2 protein-coding genes are annotated in these 3977 nt (G+C 52.5%); one reads left to right on the top strand and one right to left on the bottom strand.

What is annotated here, in order from left to right; genetic code table 11:
- Positions 1–79: 79 nt before the first annotated feature.
- Entirely contained in the window at positions 80–1420 is a 1341-nt protein-coding gene (locus tag B3F49_RS07505; protein WP_293910157.1) for an MATE family efflux transporter, read from the bottom strand.
- A gap of 240 nt (positions 1421–1660) precedes the next feature.
- Between B3F49_RS07505 and B3F49_RS07500 the strand changes: the two genes are divergently transcribed.
- Positions 1661–3977: EAL domain-containing protein (locus B3F49_RS07500; RefSeq protein WP_293910155.1), on the top strand; the 2317-nt coding region annotated here is incomplete at its 3' end.

Genomic DNA, 3977 nt, shown 5'->3' with positions numbered 1-3977 from the left:
TTTACCATGGGGATGCATCGGACTTTGGAGAGGGTGAAGGTGGTCGTATCCATGAGAACCTCCTATCGGTGGTTCCAGTTTACTTGGTTTGACGCATCCAGTCGACCGAAAAATAGTAGATGAAAAAGATTACCGAGCTGATCGTCCACGTAACAGGGTAGGCCCAGTAGACGACTCGGATGTCCATAACGATGGACAGTCCCACCTGGATGAAGATGATGCGGAAGATGCACCAGACGGCAAGCATGACGCTCATCGGGACGATGGACTTGCCCGCCCCCCGGAAAATTCCGGCCATCGCATGGCTGAGTGCGAGGGCCCAGAGGAACAGGCTTGCAATGCGGGACTTCTGCACCCCGAAGGCTATAACTTCCGGATCACGGCTGAACAGGGCGATCAACGGTTCTGAGCCGAAGTACATCAACAGCCCGATGGTTTCGGCAAGCACCATGGCAAAGACCGCCCCAAAGCGGGCTCCCTTTCGTACCCGCTCATACTCACCGGCCCCCATGTTCTGGCCGGTGAAGGTCGTAAGCGCAAGGGCGAAGGCGGTGATGGGGATGAAGGCAAAGCCTTGGATGCGCATGAACGCCCCGTTGCCTGCCATAGCCGCCGGTCCGAAGAGGTTGATCGAGGATTGAAGAATGACATTTGCAAAGCTTGTCACCGAGTTCTGGATTCCCGATGGGATGCCCAGCCTGAGGATAGGGGCGAGAAACCCCTTATGGAAACGTATATGTTTCAAACGCACCTTGATGATATCACCGGTGGTAAAGAGCAGGCGGAAACTCAGGATGGCGCTCACCGCCTGGGCTATGATGGTGGCATAGGCGGCTCCTGCGATTCCCATGCCCAGTACTGCAACAAACACCAGATCCAAGACGATGTTGATGACCGAGGAGACGATGAGAAAGTACAATGGATGACGGCTGTCCCCGACCGCTTGCAGGATTCCGCTGGCGGTATTGTAGAGAATGAGGGTGCCGATGCCCAGAAAGTAGATGCGGATATAGAGTTCTGCATCGTTGAACACACTTGGCGGTGTCTGCATCCAGACCAGTATCGGAGGGGCGAAATAGTACCCGAGTACTGTGAGCAGTACGCTGCCGGAAAGCCCGAGGGCTACGGTTGTGTGCACAGCCTCTTGTACGGCAGCCTTGTCGCCTTCGCCGAAGGATTTGGAGATGACCACACCTGCACCTACGAAGATGCCCTGGAATAGCCCGATCAGCAGCATGGTCAGCGACCCGATGGAGGAGATTGCGGCCAGCGACTCCTTGCCGATGAAATTTCCCACTACCAGGGAGTCGGCGGTGTGGTAGAGTTGTTGGAAAAGATTGCCCAGGAAGATGGGAATCGCAAAGGAGAGCAGATTCCTTTGGATGGATCCGGTGGTCATCAGTTTTGTGTGCGTTCCCATATGTTGTAGTACTCTAGTCCATCACAGCCGATCATGCAAGTTGCAATCAATTTTGCGAACGTGCCTTGAGGCAAAAAGAGCTGTTTTTCTTGTCTCTGCAAGCCCCTTGGCGGTGGTCCAGCTCTTTTCACTCTGTGGTATCACCCTTCTGGCTGTGATGAGCAGTTGCGTTCGGACAGAATTTTCTCTCGTGGGACCAATCCTCATGTATACTGCATAGTAGGTGCAAGGAGAGCTGACTTGGATACACATATTTTAGCGGTCGGTACATCCCGGGAAAATCGGGTGATTATGCAAGCGGCCTTGACATCGCATGAGCTCTCCTTCGCAGAGGATGGAAAGCAGGCCTTGGAATGCATTGCCAAGCTCTCAGACCTCGTTCTGATACTCATCGATGCCACAGGCGACACCCTTGACGCCCTCTTGTTGCTTCACGCCATCGAACAGAATCCCCGCTACGCTGTTATGCTGATCGCCCATAGCGGGGACAGTGATTCAATCCTGCACCCGCCGCTTACTGCTGCTGTTGTGTCCAAGCAGGTTGCGCAGGTTTTGCAAAAGGACCGCAGCAAGCTGCTCAACGAGCAGGCCTTCCTCTTCAACGCCATTTTTTGGCAAGCCCCGATGGGTATTTCCATCTCCCATGGCATCGGTCCGATCGATGGTCCGATCAACGAGGTGTTCAGGGTGAATCCCCGGTTCGAGGAGATCACCGGATGGACGAGCGAGGAGCTGAAAAGCCTCGGGTGGGCCGCAATCACCCATCCTGATGACCTTGAGGCCGACCTTGAGCAGTTCAGGCGGCTGCAGGCAGGAGAGATACCGAGCTACTCCCTCCAAAAACGGTATATAAAACCGGATGGCTCCGCTGTGTGGGTTTCCATGGTGGTTGCTTCACTGCAAATCCAAAGCAATCACTCCTACAGCCATATCTGTCTGGTCCAGGACATCTCAGAGCGGAAGGAAGCGGAACAGAGGCTTGCAGAAAGCGAGCGCAGCAAATCGATGCTGCTTTCCCATCTGCCCGGCCTTGCCTACCGGACCAAGTATGACCATGACTGGACGGTGCTCTATGTCTCCAATGGGTGCAAAGCCTTGACCGGGTATGAAAATGAGAGTCTCTTGTATAATCGTGATATCTGCTTCAATGACCTGATCGTACCTTCGTATCAACAGGGAATCAGAGCGGAGTGGGCGCGGGTGTTGCCGTTGCACCAGACGTTCACCTATGAGTATGAAATCATCAAGGCTGACGGGCAGCGGTGCTGGGTATGGGAGACCGGACAGGGCCTGTATGGCCAACATGATGAAGTATTGGAACTTGAGGGTATCATTCTCGATATTTCGGATCGAAAGAAAATCGAGCACGAGCTCATGTTCCTCAACGAGCATGATATATGGACCGGCCTGTACAACCGCCGATACCTTGAACAGTTGTTGTTTTCGGATGCCGATCTGCATCCGTCACTCAAGCGTGCCGTGCTTGCAGTCAACCTGAGTGCACTGCATACCTCAAGCATGACCTATGGTTTTCAATATACCCAGGAGATAATCAAGAAGGTCTCAAGCTCCTTGCTTGTGCTCTGCTCCGATCAGTGTCTTCTGTGCAAGACGCATGAGTATCGATTCTCTTTTTATGTGAAAGACTATCGTGATAAAGAGGATTTGATAGCCTTTTGCAAAAGGATATCATCACTTCTTGAGACCTTCCTGATCATTGAAGGCATCAATTGGGGCATCGGTATTGTCGAGATAGGCAAGGGGACGACCAAGGATGTGGAGCAGTTGTTGAGAAATGTCTTGGTTGCTTCAGAGAAGGCGTTGCAGCAATTGCATGACGATAGCTCCTACTGCTTTTTCGACAAGGCGATGGAGGAAGAGCTCTACCGTGAGGAAGTGATAACTGCTGAACTCAGTCGGATTGCAGCCGGAGAGGGAAACGGCTCGTTGTTTCTCAACTATCAGCCGATTCTTGATCTCGGGACGAACAGGATTGTTGGTTTTGAGGCCCTTGCTCGTCTGCAGATACCTTCACTGGGCCTTATCCCGCCGCTTCAGTTCATCCCGATCACCGAGAAAACCAAGCTTATCATCCCCTTGGGAGACTCCATCATTCTTCAAGCCCTGCGGTTTCTCAATACGGTGCAAAGCCTCGGGTATTCCGATATTTTCCTTTCCATCAACATCTCAGCCATACAGTTGCTGAAGCATGATTTTAATGCCAACCTGCTGAGAATGATCAAGGCGATGCAGGTCGATCCCCACTCCATCTGCCTCGAAATAACTGAATCGGTGTTTGCATCCAATTATCAGGATATCAACAGGGTGCTGGGGCAGCTGCAAAGTCTGGGAATCCAGATTGCAATTGATGATTTTGGTACCGGCTACTCATCCCTCGCCCGCGAGCGGGAGCTTAACATCAACTGTTTGAAGATTGACAAGTCCTTCATCGACAAACTCATGACCCTCACCGAAGAGCAGGCGATTACCGGTGACATCATAAGTATGGCCCACAAGCTCGGTCACTGTGTCGTAGCAGAAGGGATCGAGCATGAAA

Source organism: Sphaerochaeta sp. UBA5836 (assembly GCF_002432845.1).
GTDB lineage: Bacteria > Spirochaetota > Spirochaetia > Sphaerochaetales > Sphaerochaetaceae > Sphaerochaeta.
This window is presented reverse-complemented; position numbering and strand designations above follow the sequence as displayed.